At 60.4% G+C, this 15,619-nt stretch carries 15 protein-coding genes and 1 tRNA gene; 11 read left to right on the forward strand and 5 right to left on the reverse strand.

Going from position 1 to position 15,619, the window contains the following annotated elements; translation table 11 throughout:
• Positions 1–94: 94 nt before the first annotated feature.
• Positions 95–3,508 (reverse strand): ESPR-type extended signal peptide-containing protein, encoded by a 3,414-nt coding sequence (locus AXG89_RS12485; RefSeq protein ID WP_062169840.1) that lies wholly within the window; start codon positions 3,506–3,508, stop codon positions 95–97.
• A 436-nt stretch (positions 3,509–3,944) separates the two neighbouring features.
• Between AXG89_RS12485 and AXG89_RS12490 the strand changes: the two genes are divergently transcribed.
• Both AXG89_RS12490 and AXG89_RS12495 read left to right on the forward strand, forming a co-directional pair.
• Positions 3,945–4,448: a heme-degrading domain-containing protein gene (locus tag AXG89_RS12490; RefSeq protein WP_062169841.1), complete on the forward strand. Its 504-nt coding sequence runs from the start codon at positions 3,945–3,947 to the stop codon at positions 4,446–4,448.
• Positions 4,449–4,451: 3 nt separating this feature from the next.
• The gene (locus tag AXG89_RS12495; RefSeq protein ID WP_062169842.1) at positions 4,452–4,790 is read left to right on the forward strand and encodes a DMT family transporter; all 339 of its coding nucleotides are present in this window, start codon (positions 4,452–4,454) and stop codon (positions 4,788–4,790) included.
• A gap of 38 nt (positions 4,791–4,828) precedes the next feature.
• On the opposite strand, the gene AXG89_RS12500 is transcribed toward AXG89_RS12495, so the two are convergent.
• Positions 4,829–5,137: a hypothetical protein gene (locus tag AXG89_RS12500; RefSeq protein WP_119024661.1), complete on the reverse strand. Its 309-nt coding sequence runs from the start codon at positions 5,135–5,137 to the stop codon at positions 4,829–4,831.
• A 327-nt stretch (positions 5,138–5,464) separates the two neighbouring features.
• Here AXG89_RS12500 and AXG89_RS12505 point away from each other — a divergent pair, with 327 nt between their 5' ends.
• From AXG89_RS12505 to AXG89_RS12525, 5 genes are all read left to right on the forward strand, one after another.
• Positions 5,465–5,725 carry a hypothetical protein gene (locus AXG89_RS12505; protein WP_061999225.1) on the forward strand — a complete coding sequence of 87 codons (261 nt, stop codon included), beginning with the start codon at positions 5,465–5,467 and terminating at the stop codon, positions 5,723–5,725.
• Positions 5,725–6,093 carry a hypothetical protein gene (locus AXG89_RS12510; protein ID WP_231941331.1) on the forward strand — a complete coding sequence of 123 codons (369 nt, stop codon included), beginning with the start codon at positions 5,725–5,727 and terminating at the stop codon, positions 6,091–6,093. Before AXG89_RS12505 ends, AXG89_RS12510 begins: the two co-directional genes overlap by 1 nt.
• 75 nt (positions 6,094–6,168) lie before the next feature.
• Positions 6,169–6,453: a DUF1488 domain-containing protein gene (locus tag AXG89_RS12515; protein WP_062169844.1), complete on the forward strand. Its 285-nt coding sequence runs from the start codon at positions 6,169–6,171 to the stop codon at positions 6,451–6,453.
• 52 nt (positions 6,454–6,505) lie between these two features.
• The gene (locus AXG89_RS12520) at positions 6,506–7,120 is read left to right on the forward strand and encodes a TetR/AcrR family transcriptional regulator (protein ID WP_062169845.1); all 615 of its coding nucleotides are present in this window, start codon (positions 6,506–6,508) and stop codon (positions 7,118–7,120) included.
• A 53-nt stretch (positions 7,121–7,173) separates the two neighbouring features.
• Positions 7,174–8,280, forward strand: coding sequence for an enoyl-CoA hydratase/isomerase family protein (locus AXG89_RS12525; RefSeq protein WP_062170567.1), 1,107 nt, complete (start codon positions 7,174–7,176; stop codon positions 8,278–8,280).
• Here AXG89_RS12525 and AXG89_RS12530 read toward each other — a convergent pair.
• Together AXG89_RS12530 and AXG89_RS12535 are read right to left on the reverse strand one after the other, a co-directional pair.
• Positions 8,277–8,702 (reverse strand): hypothetical protein, encoded by a 426-nt coding sequence (locus AXG89_RS12530; RefSeq protein ID WP_061999230.1) that lies wholly within the window; start codon positions 8,700–8,702, stop codon positions 8,277–8,279. The genes AXG89_RS12525 and AXG89_RS12530 overlap by 4 nt on opposite strands.
• Before the next feature lie 135 nt (positions 8,703–8,837).
• Positions 8,838–9,089, reverse strand: coding sequence for a hypothetical protein (locus AXG89_RS12535; RefSeq protein WP_082771410.1), 252 nt, complete (start codon positions 9,087–9,089; stop codon positions 8,838–8,840).
• Positions 9,090–9,294: 205 nt separating this feature from the next.
• Here AXG89_RS12535 and dusA point away from each other — a divergent pair, with 205 nt between their 5' ends.
• Both dusA and AXG89_RS12545 read left to right on the forward strand, forming a co-directional pair.
• Positions 9,295–10,296 carry a tRNA dihydrouridine(20/20a) synthase DusA gene (gene dusA / locus AXG89_RS12540; protein WP_062169847.1) on the forward strand — a complete coding sequence of 334 codons (1,002 nt, stop codon included), beginning with the start codon at positions 9,295–9,297 and terminating at the stop codon, positions 10,294–10,296.
• A gap of 92 nt (positions 10,297–10,388) precedes the next feature.
• Positions 10,389–10,464: transfer RNA gene (locus AXG89_RS12545), tRNA-His, on the forward strand.
• A gap of 69 nt (positions 10,465–10,533) precedes the next feature.
• Here AXG89_RS12545 and AXG89_RS12550 read toward each other — a convergent pair.
• Complete coding sequence (locus tag AXG89_RS12550; RefSeq protein ID WP_062169848.1) at positions 10,534–11,982, reverse strand: MFS transporter; 1,449 nt, start codon at positions 11,980–11,982, stop codon at positions 10,534–10,536.
• 189 nt (positions 11,983–12,171) lie between these two features.
• On the opposite strand from AXG89_RS12550, the gene AXG89_RS12555 reads away from it, so the two are divergent.
• Together AXG89_RS12555 and tkt are read left to right on the forward strand one after the other, a co-directional pair.
• Positions 12,172–13,224 (forward strand): NADP(H)-dependent aldo-keto reductase, encoded by a 1,053-nt coding sequence (locus tag AXG89_RS12555; protein ID WP_062000817.1) that lies wholly within the window; start codon positions 12,172–12,174, stop codon positions 13,222–13,224.
• A 296-nt stretch (positions 13,225–13,520) separates the two neighbouring features.
• Positions 13,521–15,614 carry a transketolase gene (gene tkt, locus AXG89_RS12560; RefSeq protein ID WP_062169849.1) on the forward strand — a complete coding sequence of 698 codons (2,094 nt, stop codon included), beginning with the start codon at positions 13,521–13,523 and terminating at the stop codon, positions 15,612–15,614.
• Positions 15,615–15,619 lie beyond the last annotated feature (5 nt).

Here is a 15,619-nt window from a genome sequence, read left to right on the forward strand (position 1 = left end):
GGACTGCTCGGTGAAAATGGACAAACAAAAAAGCGGCGGCGTATCTCGTTGCCGAGACATGCCGCCGCATTAAAGCACCTTGCTTCAACGTTGCTTAGAAGCCGAACGCGAAACCTGCACCGCCCGTGGTTTCTTCGCCGGTTGTCGAACCGCCGACCGTCAGGACCATGTTCGTTCCAAAGCGCTTCTGGAAGCCGATCGCAATTGCAGCCTTGTCACGATAAACACCCGTGCCGGCCGCGAAGCGATTGTCCTTGTCAGCGATGGCCGCCGCGCTGCCTGCCATCATCGCCATGGCGCTGCTCATTGCACCGACGCTGTTGATATGGTTGTTGGCAAGCGAAAGACCGCTGTTCATGTCCGAGCGCAATGCGTCGGTGTAACCCTTCGCTGACTTCACACCCGTGTTCACCGACTGCTGCATCTGGTTCACGTTGACAGCGTCGGTGCCTTCCGTGCCGGCCGCGACGTTCGTGATCTGGCGCTGACCGCCCGCAGACGCCGTACCGACCGAGACCGCGTTGGCACGATCGGCCACCGACCCTGCACCGAGCGCCACCGAGTTCTTCGCCGTAGCCGATGCATTCGCGCCGACAGCAACCGCATTGGCGCCGCTCGCCACGGACGAGGCGCCCGAAGCAATGGCATTTGCGCCAGATGCAACGGCGTTCGCACCCAACGCAACCGAATGCGTACCGCTCGACGTTGCCGCTTCCGTATCGCGGTTGCCGTCAGCCGAGAACATCGGGTTGTAGGCGCCGTTGGCGAGGTTGGTGACCTGGCTGATCATGTCGTTCATCTGACCCAGGTTGACCGCGTCCATGCTGCTGGTGCCGGCCGTTACGTTATGCAAAGCCGTGCCCGTTGCATTGCCGTTGCCAAGCGTTGCGTTGGCGTAGTCCGGCGTGCCGTCGGCGTTGGTGTCGTACTTGATTGCGGCCGCGCTAAGCGTGCTCACGCTGTTCGAAACCGCGTTGAGCTGGCCTACGTTGACTGCATCAGTCGTTGCCGTGCCTGCTGCTACGTTCGTGATCTGACGCTCGCTGCCAGCGGCTCCCACCGACACTGAGTTGGCCCGATCAGCCACCGAGTTCGCGCCCAATGCAACCGAATTCTTCGCCGATGCAACCGCCGCGCCGCCGATCGCCACTGCATCCGTACCCGTCGCCGACGAATCGATCAAGGTCGAGTTCGAGTGGAAGTACTTGATGCCGCCACCGTTGTTGATGTTGTTGGTGAAGCTTTGCAAGGCTGCGACGTTCTGGTTTGTCGCATACAACTGTGAACCGTTGACTGCGTCCGTGCTCGTTTCCGTCAGGTCGCCCTTGGCGAGGTTGGTCAGAAGCGTGGGTTGCGCCGCGCCCGCGCCGCCCAGCGTTACACGCTGATAGTTCGCCGAGCCGTCTGTGTTCTTGTCGTACTTGACGGCAAAGCTATCGAGCGTGCTGACGTTGTCGGACACGGAGGTGAGCTGACCGAAGTTGACTGCATCCGTCGTGCTCGTGCCGGCTGCCACATTCGTGATCTGACGTTCGCTGCCCGCTGCACCTACCGACACGGAGTTCGCGCGATTTGCCACCGAGTTGGAGCCGAGCGCAACGGCATTGTTCGCCGACGCTTTAGCCGCGCCGCCGATCGCCACGGAATCGGTGCCTGTGGCCACGGAGTCTGCCAACTGCGAGTTAGTGTGGAAGTACTTGATGCCGCCGCCGTTGCTGATGTTCGTCTCGAATGTTTCCAGCGAGCCGACGCGTGTGTTCGTGGCAAACAGTTGCGAGCCGTTGACGGCATCGACGCTGGTCGACGACAACATGCCTGCTTTTACGTTCGTCAGGGTGACGGGCGTTGATGTGCCCGACCCGCCGAGCGTGACCTGCGTCTTCGCGGATGAATCGTAGGCAACCTTGTTGTTCAGTTCCGTGTCGACCTTGGCAATGGCGTCACCGACCGTGCTGAGCGAGGTGCCGGCGACGGTGTAGGCGGGCGCTTTGATCGAACCGTCCGCGTTCACCTTGGCGCCGCCGCCGAGCAACGAGGTAACGTTTTGAAGTTGCGTGACGTTGACAGCGTCGGTGCCAAGAGTGCCAGCGCTTACGCTGGTGATCTGGCGGGTACTCGCTGCGGTGCCTACCGAAACTGTGTTTTCACGGTCCACCGTTGAACCGGCTCCAAGGGCGACGGAATTCTTCAGCGATGCCACTGCGCCGTTGCCAAGCGCCACTGCGCCAACCGCCGATGCCGATGCCGCAGCACCCAGTGCAACTGCGTTCGCGGCAGTCACGGACGACTTCGAACCAATGGTCACGCCACCGGCTGCACCAGCCGCTGTTCCGGACAAGTTGATTGAGTCGTCAGAGTCCGACGTGTTGGTAGGGGAGTTCGAAGTAGCGTCACCGAACGGATTGAACGAAAGCGAGCGGGCAGAATTCACCACATTGCCTCCGTTGGGAGCAAGAAGCACGCTCTCGTGAGAGGCCGCGTCGAGCGAGAGGTAGTTGCTGCCCACGACAACGGAATTGACGGCCTTGTTAGCGATTTGCGAGCCTATCGAGAGCGCGTCGTTAGCGGTACTCTGAACGTCGGAGCCAATGGCGATGGACTCGTTACTTCCGCTGGAAATCGCCTTGTTGCCGATCGCGACTGTTTGATTTCCGGAGGACGTCGACAATGCGCCGATCGCGACAGCGTTCAATCCTGTGGCGGCTGAGTCGTCCTGCGTCGAGTTGACGTGGAAGTACTTGCCTGAGCTTGAGCTGTCGGCGAGTGCAGCCAGCGCTGCACCGACCGTGCTGTAGTTTGTGCCTTTCAATGTGAAGGTCGGACTGGTGACAGAGCCGTCCGCTGCGACTGTGGCGCCGCCGCCCAAGGCGGCGACGACCGGTGTCAACTGGCTCAGGTTCACCGCATCGGTGCCTTGCGTGCCGCGAGCGACCTGTACGAGCTGACGCTGATTGGACGAGTTGCCGATGGAGACGGTGTTGTCCCGGTCTGCAATGGCGCTCATACCGATTGCAGTGGATGCTGTAGCTGACGCAGTAGCATGCGATCCGAGCGCTGTTGATTGAAGGCCGGAGGCGTTGGCGAGTCCGCCGAACGCAGACGCGCTGCTGGCCAAGGCGTGCGCGTTCGAACCAACGCCGACGCTGCCGAGGGCACCTCCGTCGCCAGTTAACGCATTGCTCTTGACGAGCGTGCCGGCGCCGATGGCGATGTCGTTTATGCCTGTGGCCTGCGCTTGAGAACCAAGGGCCACGCCGTAATCGTTGTTTGCACCGGAGCCGGTCCCGATGGCGATACCATTGGTTCGGATATTGTCAGGACCAAGGAATCCACCGCCGTCAAGACTGACAGATGCCGATGCAACGCCTGCTGTACCCAGTGTTACCGCTGACGCCAACATCGCTTTAGCAATACTGCCGCTTTTCTTCCCACGTGCGCGGCTCAATTCCGAAGCTGCCACCCAAGCGCCCAGCGATTCATTCCAGACGGATTTATAAGTTTTGTTCATTCGTACACCTGTGTAAAAGTTAGCCTTTGTCCGGAGCCGGAAGACGGATCACGCTCACGCGCGCTGTGTTGCAGGGCTTTGCATCGGCAGAGAACCGCTGGTTCTTCGGCTTTTGCCTGGAGAAGGCTTGAACTCTACGTAGACGGATGGATAGTCTTAATCGGAAATGTCCTAATCTCGGGCGAGAGGATACATATACAACGCTGTTAGAAGACGGGATGGCAGATTCTCGGAAAAACCGGGACGAAGCGTGTGGGGAACAAGAACACCACCTTCACGCGGCGCGGAGTTTGTGCTTGCGCAGGGCGTGGGAACACCGGTGCATGACGGTCGGGAACAAGCGAATGCAGCCCCTCGTGTCAAAATCCAGGGATCGCGCGATGAACGCTTCCGGTTCACCGCATGTTTGAGCTTTCACTACAAGGATTGACTGGCCATGGATATCGCTCACGATTTGCAAACCATCCTGCATCAGGAGCACACGCTCGTTTTCCCGCAATTCGATACCGACCGCGCGTGGCAGATCGGCTCGCAATTGCGTGAAATGGCAGTGGCGCGTGGCGCCGTCGTCGCCATCGAGGTGAGGACACTCGGCCAGCCGCTGTTCTTTGTCTCGCTGAACGGCACAACCCCCGACAACGCCCGGTGGGTTCAGCGCAAGGCGCGCACGGTCGAGCACTTTCGCCGCAGTTCCTACGCGATCGGCTTGAGCTTGCAGCAGGCATCGACGACCCTAGCCGATAAATACTCGCTGCCCGCCGCCGAGTTCGCATCCCATGGAGGCGCGTTTCCGTTGACAGTCAAAGGCGCGGGCGTGATCGGCGTGGTGACGGTGTCGGGCTTGCCGCAACGCAAGGATCATGAACTCGTGGTCGAGGCGCTGTGCGCGGTGCTCGGACACGATGCGAGCGCGCTCGCATTTGCATCGGACAAGGGGTAAGCGATGCGCACTTCCGCTTATGCGCTGCTCGCGGTCGCGATCGTTGCCGAAGTCGTGGCGACATCGGCCTTGCGGGCATCGGACGGGTTTTCGCGGCTCGTGCCGTCGGTGATCGTGGTGATCGGTTACGGCATCTCGTTTTACTTGCTTTCGCTCACGCTCAGGTCCTTGCCGGTCGGCATCGTGTATGCCGTGTGGTCAGGGGCGGGCATCGTGCTGATCACGCTCGTTGCTGCAATCTTGTTCAAACAGATACCCGATCTGCCCGCCGTGCTCGGCATGGGGCTGATCGTGGCAGGCGTGATCGTGCTGAACGTATTCTCGAAGGTCAGCCCGCATTAGCCGAAGCCCTCGCGGCTGACCGCCGCCGGCGTGGCGGCTTAGTTGCAGCGAACGACCATCGAGCGATTTTTTACATTTGCCGATATCACGTTTGTAATGCCGCCACCCGTCGGGCCGCCTTCCTCGTTGTCCTTCGACACGATCGTATATCCCGTCGCGCCGCACTTGTCGCCGGCCATGACGTAGCAACTCGCCCACGTCGTGCTGGCGTCCGCTCCGCTGCAGTTGATGGCGTAGCCGGACTGGCCATCAGGGAGATGGATCAGAGATGCGTCGTTGGACGATGCACACCCGCCAACGCTCAAGACTCCGGCGGCGCAGAACGCCAGGCCTGCGCCCCGCAGCATGCGCGTGATGGATGTGTTCAGCGGCAACCGCCATGCAAATTGCTTCATTCTTTTCCTCATTAGCCATCGGCCGGGTTATTTGTTGCGCGCATTTTCCCATACACCCGTACCCGCGGGAAAAAGCGCTGTCCTTGATGCAGGTCAAATGATGGCGTGAATGTGCTGGCGCGTGCCTTGCGGAGGTATAGACAAGCTCTATCTTTTTACATTCGTCTCTGATCTGGCGCCTGGAGAAAATGCAACCGGATGCAACCAACGAGAACTTATTGCAGGGCGGCGGACCTTACAGTATTCATGGACATCAAATAAAACGACGAGAGGACAACCATGGCAGAACGCGTCACCGGCCCGTACCGCGGGTATTACATCAGTGCTGCAGCACGGCTGACGCCGGCACCGGAGCAAGGCGAAGAGCCCATTTATGTCGGCACAGTGAACGTCGCGCAGGGCGGCCCGGATAATGTGCACCGGTTTGAAACCATGGTCGATCTGGGCGGCCAGCAACGCTTTGCGACCGAAGACGACGCGCTCGGCCAGGTCGAGGAGGCAGCGCGCGCCTACATCGACAGACTGTTGCAAAATACCTGATGCGCACGCTCAACATCCGTCACCCGGCGATGCGCTGCGTGGCCAAGGCGTTGCTCGATCTTTTTCCGAGCGGCGCGGATATCAGCGAAATCGGCACGGACGCGAAGCCCTGTCTTTTTGTTGGCTGGCGGACCAGCGGCACCGCGGGTCAGCCCGGCAATATTGCGTGGGGCGTGCACTACCGCTTCGAGGCCGAGGCGCTGAGTCTTTTCGATATCGCTTGCGAGCCCGCCCAGCAGCGGCTCTGCGAACACGTGAGGGATATCAGCCGGCATCTGAAATTCGACTATGCCGATCCAGACGCGCTCTCGTTGAAAATTGTCGACGTGACCGCTGACATGGTCCGCGAGTGCATGAGCGAAGCGTAGCGCGCCCGGGGTAGACCGGCCTCTCGCGGTGCGAGTACTATCGATGCGTTTCTGTTTCTTGCGTCCGAGGCAATCATGAACATCCAGTTTCCGGCCGACGCGCCTGCGTATCGCGGCACCAATCTCACCGTGGTTTTTCCCGCGCTGGTCGACGGCGAGCGCGTGCCGTGCGCGATCTCCGTGGAAGCGCTGGAGGACCATTTCGGCGTGAAAAGCTTCGACAGCAACGGCTGGATCAGCGCGTTCCATGCGGCCCGGCCGAAAATCGAGGCGGTGGCGCGCGAGCATTTATCGATAACGCACGGCGCGCCTGTGCTTTTGAAAAGCGGGCATTTTCCCCCGGGCGCAGTTTCTTGCTGAACACCGTTCAGGTTTAAATTGACTTGGCCGTCATCTCGCGGAAAATGCGCGGATGGTCAGCCAAAAACAACATCTGTCCGATCAGCCGCTGCTCCGAAGCCATATTCTCGATGCCGCGCGCTCCATAGTCGTGCGTCACGGATTCGACGCGCTGTCCATGCGCAAGCTCGCCGAGGTTGTCGGCTATTCGCCCGCTTCGCTTTATCTGCATTTTTCCGGACGCGATGCGATCGCCCATGCGCTGGGCGCCGAAGGACATTCAAGATTACTCGCGGCGCTGCATTCGTACGATTTTGTCGAGGACGATACCGACCGTTTGAGATCGATGGGGCATGCTTACGTCGAGTTCGGGCTCAAGCATCCGGAGATGTATCGGCTGATCTTCATGCAGAATGTCGGTTATACGGAAGCGATATTCAATGACGCGGCGGCGTCCGGCGAAACCGCGCTTTCCCTGCTTGCGGAGGCGCTCGCGTTTTCCAGCCAGGCACCGGCTGCTGCCGAAACCTTGTGGACGGCGCTGCACGGCATCGTGTCACTGAGTCTGACCGCGGCGAAGCATCTGGTCACGCCGACCGACGTGCTCATCGATGCAACGCTCGAGCTTTATTTATCCGGCGTCAGGAAAAAACCCGTGCGCCGCCCGCCGAGGCCCCGCGCTGTGTGACGATTGCCGCCATACTTTCCAGTTATTTCGAATCCACCGAACCTGTATTGCACATGACCGAGACTATCGAAGAAATCCGCGTCGAACGCGCGCAGCGCATTGGTTTTATCGCGCTGAACCGGCCGAAGGCGCTCAATGCACTTTCCACGCCGATGATCCACGCCATTCACCGCGCGCTCGAAGCCTGGCGCGACGACGACTCGGTGCATGCCGTGATCATCTACAGTCCGCATCCTCGCGCGTTTTGCGCGGGCGGCGATATCCGCTTCCTTTACCACACGGCGAAAGCGGGCGAGCACGCGGCGATTGACGAATTTTTCACCGATGAATACCGCCTGAACCACGCTATTTTCACGTATCCGAAACCGTACATTGCGTTGCTCAACGGTGTGGTGATGGGCGGCGGCATGGGCATCTCGCAGGGTGCACGGCAAACGGGCGGCTTGCGCGTCGTGACTGAATCCACCCGGATGGCGATGCCGGAAACGCGCATCGGCCTCTTTCCGGACGTTGGCGTGAGCTGGTTTCTCGCGCGTACGCCCGGCGCGATCGGACGCTATCTCGCGGCGACGAGTGCGACCATCGATTCCGCCGATGCCCTCTACGCCAATCTCGCCGATGTCTACATGGAAGAAGACACGCTCGCCGGGCTTGTGGATACGCTCAAACACAAGAGCTTCGGATCAGGTGCGGAGGTCGTGAGGTTCATTGAAGGGGAAGGGCGTGCGGATGCGGGCAAGGCGAGCGAGCTCGAAGCGAATCGCGGGTTGATCGACAAGCATTTCGCGTCGGGCAATGGCGCGGCTTGCCTGAAGTCGCTCGCAAGCGCCACGAACGGCGCCGAGCAGGAGTGGGCGGCGAACACGGCGGCCGAGTTGCGTGAGCGTTCGCCGCTGTCCATCGATGTATCGCTGGAGCTGATCGATCGCGCCAAAACATCGACGATGGCCGAAACGCTGCGCCGCGACCTCGGTCTCACACGCGCAACCTTCGATCACGGCGATGTGATGGAAGGCATCCGGGCGCGCATTGTCGATAAAGACAATCAGCCCGTCTGGAAAGTGACGCGCGTGGAAGACGTGACGCGTGAAGAAGTGCTGCAGATGTACGAAAGCCCGTGGACTGCAGCCGGTCATCCGCTTGCCGATCTGGCGGATTAGTCCGCGTCGCTGCCGGCTGTGAAGGCGCGCATGAAGACGAGCGCGCCCCAACCCCACATTGCATTCGATGCAAATCCGAGCGCCAGTCGCGGCATCATGTTGCCGCTTGGCCAGATGCCGCGCAGCGGATCAAGCACGAACACGCTCGCGGCCGTCAGCACGATTCCGCCGAAGACCAGCGCGCCGATCCACGGCGCGGTGCGATCGGGCGAGACGCGCAGGAGCCACGCCATCAGAATGCTGAAAAACCCGCTCCATAACGCCGCCACGATGAACTCGGGAATGCCAAGCGGCAGGAAGGGAGTAGTCGAATAACCGGTGATTTCGATCACGCCGGCTGCGTGCAGGATCGCAATTGTCGATTCACGGAAGAACAAGGCGGCGAGAAAACCCGCGACGAACGGCAGAATGACTTTTTGCATTGAAAAACACCGCTTAAGACGCGAGCTGCGGCCGCGCCTGATTTTTAGAGTGGCGTCATTATAGGGTCGGGCATGCCGCGAAATGGTGCAATCGATGGCGCCTTTGCGGTGGATGCAACGGAGTCCTTGTCGTCGCTATTTGGCGATGGCGTCGCTCGCCGGATTGTTGTGCAGCATCCGGTCGCTGTTGGCGGGGAGAGCCGGGCGCTTGGTCGGCATGTTGTCTGGATTGTTGGGGTGTGTGGCGCCTGCATCCGGCGACGCCGGTGGTTTGACCATAGATGCAGAGTCGGCGGGCTTGGCGGTCTGGGCCTGGGCAGTGGCCGTCAAGATTGATGCTGCAGCGAGCGCAAGGCCAAGCGAAGTTCTGATGGCGCGGGATTTCATCTTTATCTCCAGTGCGGCGCGCGTTTTGGTCGAGGCTTGCGGGACGCTGCCGTCTGCATTTCTGACAGTGGAAAACGGTGAAGATTCGGTTTTCCTGATGGCCAGACACGTAGTGCCAGGGTTCTCGGTACCGTTCCAGTGGTTACGGTAAAATCACGTACTCGGCGCAAAAACCGCGCCTCACGCTTCGAATTCAGCAGTTTCCATGTCTAAAGCATCAAAAATCAGCCCTCGCCGCGTAAGCGTTGCACCGATGATGGACTGGACCGACAGGCATTGTCGTTCCCTCCATCGCATGATCTCGCGCGACACCTGGCTTTATACAGAGATAGTCACGACCGGCGCCTTGCTGCACGGCGACGTTGCGCGCCACCTTGCCTTCACGCCCGGCGAAGCACCCGTCGCGTTGCAGCTCGGCGGCAGCGAGCCGGCCGACCTCGCCCACAGCGCGAAGCTCGGCGAGCAATGGGGCTATGACGAGATCAATCTGAATTGCGGTTGTCCGTCCGAGCGCGTCCAGCGCGGCGCGTTTGGCGCGTGCCTGATGAACGAGCCGCAACTCGTCGCCGATTGTGTGAAGGCGATGCGCGATGCCGTGTCAATTCCTGTCACGGTCAAGCATCGGATTGGCGTGGATGCCGTCGAAGACTATGGGTTCGTGCGTGACTTCGTCGGCACGGTTGCGAATGCGGGTTGCGAGGTGTTTATCGTCCATGCGCGCAACGCGATCTTGAAGGGCTTGAGCCCGAAGGAAAATCGCGAGATCCCGCCGCTGAAGTATGAATACGCGTATCAATTGAAGCGTGATTTTCCGCATCTTGAGATCTCGATCAACGGCGGTATCAAGACGCTCGACGAAGTGGAGGAACACCTCAAACACGTCGATGGCGTGATGCTCGGCCGCGAGGCGTATCACAATCCGTACGTGCTGGCAGGCGTCGATTCACGGTTCTATGGAGCGTCGACAGCGATTCCTTCGCGCGAAGAAATCGAGGCCGGATTGATCGAATACGCGCGTGAAGAAGTGGCGCGCGGGACCTATCTCGGCGGTATTACACGGCACGCTCTCGGGTTGTATCGCGGCATGCCGGGCGCGCGTGGCTGGCGGCGTGTGTTGTCGGACAGCCGCAGGCTTGCAACCGGCGATCTGGCCGTCTTCGATGAAGCGCGCACGCATCTACGGGAATCGGCCGAATTGATCGAATAAGGGACTAGGCAAACCGAATCTTTGTTCGTATAATCTCGTTTCTCGATTCAGCAAGCCGGTTTTTGGTGCGCCAGAGAAGAAGTAAGTCAGTGGTGGCTGTAGCTCAGTTGGTAGAGTCCAGGATTGTGATTCCTGTTGTCGTGGGTTCGAGCCCCATCAGCCACCCCAAAGAATTTGCTGGTAGTAGGAAGGTTTCAAAGACGGGCACTGTGAGAAATCGCAGTGCCTGTTTTCATTTCAGCCGCCGGTTTTCGCCTTGCGTCCGCTTACTTCCGCCCCCGCATCCCGATGCAGACTGAACAGATCGGCCACGCCGAGCAGCCCCACCGCCGCCACGATCAAGAACGCGATGCTGAAATCCGCGGCCGTCACCGTCTGCGAACCATGGCCATGCATCCATTCGGCGAGCCTCAACGCGATCGCGCCCAACGCCACACCCACACCCATCGTCAGTTGAAACAGCGTGCTCGATAACGCCGACGCACCGCTCATCTGCGCTTTCGGTACGTCGGCAAAACTGAGCGTGTTGAGCGCGGTGAACTGCAGCGAGCGCGACAATCCGCTCGCGAACAACACGGCGACGACGATCCACGTCGGTGTCGCCGGTGCGATCAGGCTCATCACCGCCAGCGATATCGCCGCGATGACGCCGTTCACGATCAGCACCGAACGAAAGCCGTAGCGCCGGACGATCGGCGTGGTGACGAGTTTCATCGATAAATTGCCGGCGAAGACAGACAATGTCAGCAGCCCGGATTCAAACGCGTTCAGCCCGAAGCCGACCTGGAACATCAGCGGCAATAGAAAAGGCACGGCGCTGATCGATACGCGAAAGAGCGAACCGCCGCCCATCGCGACCGCGAATGTCCGGATTCGCAAGGACTTGAGATTGACGACGGGCTCCGGCGTGCGCCGCAGATGCAGCCACGCGGCCACGCTCGCCAGCACGCCCGCGGTGATCAACGCTCCCGTCAAGAACCACGGCGTGTCGTTCCGGCCAACCAGTTCCATCGCGTAGAGCAAGGTCGTGCAGGCGAGGCCGCACAGCATGAAGCCCGCGAAATCGAAGCGGCGCCCGGCCTGTTCGCGGGTGTTGTCGAGATAACGAAGCGCCAGCGCGAACCCAATGATTCCCAGCGGCAAGTTGAGGTAAAAAATCCATCGCCACGATGAATACGTCGTGATGAACCCGCCCAACGGTGGCCCGATCACCGGCGCGACAAGACCCGGCCACGTGATGATCGAGATCGCGCGCATCAGGCCGTCCTTCGGCGTCGCGCGCAACACGGCGAGCCGGCCGACCGGCACCATCATCGCGCCTCCGATGCCTTGCAGCACGCGCGCAGCGGTGAACATCGGCAAGGTGGACGTCATGCCGCACAACACCGAGGCCACCGTGAACACGGCAATCGCGCTGCCAAATATGGTGCGAAGGCCGAAGCGGTCGGCGGCCCAGCCGCTGATCGGGATAAACACGGCAAGCGTCAGCAGGTACGAGGTGATGCCAAGGCTGAGATCGACAGGATGCAGGCCGAACGATTGCGCCATCTGCGGCAGTGCCGTGGCGATGATCGTGCCGTCGAGGTTCTCCATGAAGAATGTCGCCGCGACCAGCATCACGATGACCGACGACCCACGCGGGTTCGTCCGCTGCGATGCGTCGCGGGTGAGATCGGGGGCCTGCATCAAAGGCGTACTCCTGTGGCGGTTACGGTCTCGGCTGCTCGTGTAAGGCAATGAAAAGCTGATCGGAAGCTTGGCGCAATCCAGCGGGCAGTCACTGCAGCAAGGCCCGCGCTATGGTAGCGTCAGCGTTTGGCCGAAGGTCTCGAAACGACGGCCCGACACCTGAACATGACCATAGGAAAGCATACGATGGAGTACCGGAAACTCGGTGGAACGGATATCAATGTCAGTCTGATCGGACTGGGCACGATGACCTGGGGCGAACAGAACACGGAAGCCGAGGCGCACGCGCAAATCGATGCCGCGCTCGGCGCCGGCATCAACCTGATCGACGCCGCCGAAATGTATCCGGTGCCGCCGCGCCCTGAAACACAGGGGCGCACGGAAGAGTACATCGGCACGTGGCTGCGTGCGCATCCTGCCCAGCGCGAGGAGATCGTGCTCGCCACGAAGATCGCCGGACCGGCGCGTCAGCCGCATAATCCGCGTCACATTCGCGGCGAAGGCAATCAGTTCGACCGGAAGAACCTGACGGAAGCCATCAATTCAAGCCTCACACGGCTGCAGACGGACTACATCGACCTGTATCAGTTGCACTGGCCGGACCGCAGCACCATGACGTTCGGCCGCGCCAATTATCCGTGGATCGAAGATGAATATACGGTGCCCATCGAAGAGACGTTGAGCGTGCTCGGCGAGTTCGTGAGAGCGGGCAAGATCCGGCACGTAGGGGTATCGAACGAGACGCCCTGGGGTGTCGCCCAGTTCCTCAACGCCGCCGATAAACACGGCCTGCCGCGCATCGTCAGCATTCAGAATCCGTATAGCCTGGTGAACCGCACGTTCGAAGCAGGGCTCTCGGAATTCACCCACAAGGAAGGCGTGGGCCTGCTCGCCTATTCGCCGATGGCCTTCGGCTGGCTGTCCGGCAAATACGAAGGCGGCGCGCGTCCGGACGGCGCGCGGATCACGTTATTCGAGCGTTTCCAGCGTTACAGCAAGCCGCACGCGGTAAAGGCGGTCAGCGCCTACGTGGAACTCGCCCGGCGTCATGGCCTGAGTCCGGCGCAGCTTTCGCTCGCATTCGTGAATAGCCGGCCGTTCACGACCAGCACGCTAATCGGCGCAACCACCCTTGCGCAGTTGCACGAGAACATCGGCAGCGTGGACGTGAAATTGTCGGACGAGATCCTGGCTGAAATCGACGCCATTCACGAGCTTCAGCCTAACCCCGCGCCTTGATAGGTTCACCGAAAAGTGTCATGCATGGCCGTTATCCTGACGGGTAGCGGTCATCGAATGGCCACGAAAAATTACCGTTTGCGTTCGTTTTTGCAAGGTTTCAAGCGTACAGTTGTCGTCTCAAACAGTATCGTAACCGTCTGTCATAAGCCGCGCCGGGCCTTTGGCGGCGCGCGCTTCGTTGTTCTTTGGTGACGCGCCAGTTCCCATGGCACTACACTTGCTCGAAGGACCCGGTTGCCCGCTGTGGCGCCTCTCGTGCCTCAGCGCGCCCTACGCAAAAGGAGTCGTCGCTCATGCCGCAAACCCCCTCGAACTCGTCGGATCTAGACACACTCGCCATCAATACCATCCGCACGCTGTCCATGGATGCCGTGCAAAAGGCCAATTCGGGGCACCCCGGAACGCCTATGGCGCTTGCGCCCGTTGGTTTTCACCTGTGGCAAAACCACCTTCGCTACGACCCGACCGAGCCGCTGTGGCCCAATCGCGACCGCTTTGTCTTGTCGGTCGGTCATGCTTCCATGCTGCTTTATTCGCTGCTGCACCTGACGGGTGTCAAGGCAGTCGATCATGCTGGCAAGGCGACCGGCGACCCAGCCGTATCGCTGGATGACATCAAGCATTTCCGGCAACTGGACAGCAAGACGCCGGGCCACCCGGAATACCGCATGACCACGGGCGTCGAGACCACCACCGGTCCGCTCGGGCAAGGTCTGGGAAACAGCGTTGGCATGGCAATGGCCGCACGCTGGTACGAGGCGCATTTCAACAAGCCGGACGCGAAGATCTTCGACTATCGCGTGTACACGCTGTGTGGCGACGGCGACATGATGGAAGGCATCTCGCACGAAGCTGCATCCATGGCCGGGCACCTGAAGTTGTCCAACCTGATCTGGATCTACGACAGCAACCGCGTGACCATTGAAGGGCATACGGACTTGGCGTATAGCGATGACGTGGAAACGCGTTTCAAGGGCTATCACTGGAACACGCTGCATGTGGACGACGCCAACGACGCCGGCGCGCTCGAAGCAGCGCTGAACCAGGCGAAGGCGAGCACTGATAAGCCGACGCTGATCGTGGTGAAGAGCATTATTGGCTGGGGCGCACCGCACAAGCAGGACACATCGGCGGCGCATGGTGAGCCGCTGGGTGTCGAAGAAATCAAGCTCGCGAAGAAGTTCTACGGCTGGCCGGAGGATTCGAGCTTTCTCGTGCCGGACGGCGTGTACAAGCATTTCGACGAAGGCATCGGTGCACGCGGCAAAGCTGCACGTGAAGCGTGGCAAAAAAGCTTCGATGATTACTCGAAGAAATATCCCGACCTCGCGAAGGAGTTTACGCAGATCGAGGAGCACGAGCTGCCGGAAGGCTGGGACGCCGATATTCCGGTGTTCGATGCCGACGCCAAGGGCGTGGCATCGCGCGAGTCGTCGGGCAAGGTCCTGAACGCCATCGCCAAGCGGATTCCGTGGATGATCGGCGGTTCGGCGGACTTGTCGCCATCGACCAAGACCGATCTGAAGTTCGAAGGCGCGGGCAGTTTCGAGTATGACAACTACGCCGGCCGGAACCTGCACTTCGGCATTCGCGAACACGTGATGGGCGCGATCTGCAATGGCCTTGCGTTATCGAACTTGCGGCCTTATGGTTCGACCTTCCTGATTTTCAGCGACTACATGAAGCCGCCTGTCCGCCTGTCCGCGATCATGGAAGTGCCGGTGGTCTACGTGTTCACGCACGATTCCATTGGCGTGGGCGAGGATGGTCCGACGCACCAGCCGATCGAACAGCTGGCTTCGTTGCGTGGCGTGCCGGGATTGAGCACCTTCCGTCCGGGCGATGCCAACGAAGTCGGCGAAGCGTGGCGCTTTGCGTTGAACCAACCGCAGACGCCGGCTTGTATCGTGGTATCGCGTCAGCCCATGCCGACGTTCGACCGTACGAAATACGCATCGGCGAAGGGCGTGCACAAGGGCGCCTACATTCTCGCCGATGCCGAAAACGGCAAGAAGCCCGAAGTCATCCTGATGGGGACGGGCACGGAAGTGGGCGTGTGTATCGAGACATATGAAAAGCTCAAGGCGGAAGGAATCGCCGCGCGCGTTGTCTCCATGCCGTCATGGGATGTATTCGAGAAACAGGACAGCGACTACAAGGATTCCGTCCTGCCGCCGGACGTCGATGCCCGGGTGTGCGTGGAACAGGCCGGTTCGCTCGGCTGGGATCGTTATGTCGGCCGTCTCGGCTCCGAGATCGTCATGCATACATTCGGAGCATCAGCGCCGCTTGCCGACTTGAAGAAAAAGTTCGGCTTCACGCCGGAGCACGTCTACGGCGAAGCCAAGAAGCAGATCGAACGCGTCAAAACCAGCCATAAGGAGTAAGCCGT

The organism is Burkholderia sp. PAMC 26561, assembly GCF_001557535.2.
In the GTDB taxonomy this organism is placed as follows: domain Bacteria; phylum Pseudomonadota; class Gammaproteobacteria; order Burkholderiales; family Burkholderiaceae; genus Caballeronia.